Source organism: Streptomyces sp. GbtcB7 (assembly GCF_019091445.1).
Classification (GTDB): domain Bacteria; phylum Actinomycetota; class Actinomycetes; order Streptomycetales; family Streptomycetaceae; genus Streptomyces; species Streptomyces mirabilis.
This window is the reverse complement of the sequence record NZ_JAGXJM010000589.1, coordinates 1-238: the sequence shown is the minus strand read 5'-3', so window position 1 is coordinate 238 and position 238 is coordinate 1. Positions and strand designations below refer to the sequence as shown.

1 tRNA gene is annotated in these 238 nt (G+C 66.8%); it reads right to left on the bottom strand.

What is annotated here, in order from left to right:
• Nucleotides 1-75: 75 nt before the first annotated feature.
• Nucleotides 76-148: transfer RNA gene (locus KVT44_RS56930), tRNA-Glu, on the bottom strand.
• Nucleotides 149-238: the final 90 nt, after the last annotated feature.

The window sequence follows — 238 nt, the reverse complement described above, 5'->3', positions numbered from 1 at the left end:
GCCGTACGACGGGGCGCGGGGCCGGCCGGGAAACGCCTACGGGCCCCCACCGGAGTGGAGGCCCGTAGGACTCTGTACCCCCGCCCGGATTCGAACCGGCGCTACCGCCTTGAGAGGGCGGCGTGCTAGGCCGCTACACAACGGGGGCCTGAGATCTTGCGTTTCCGCAGATTGGAGCGGGTCTACCAGGTCTCGAACCTAGAATGGCGCTACCAGAAACCAGAGTGTCGCCAATGAC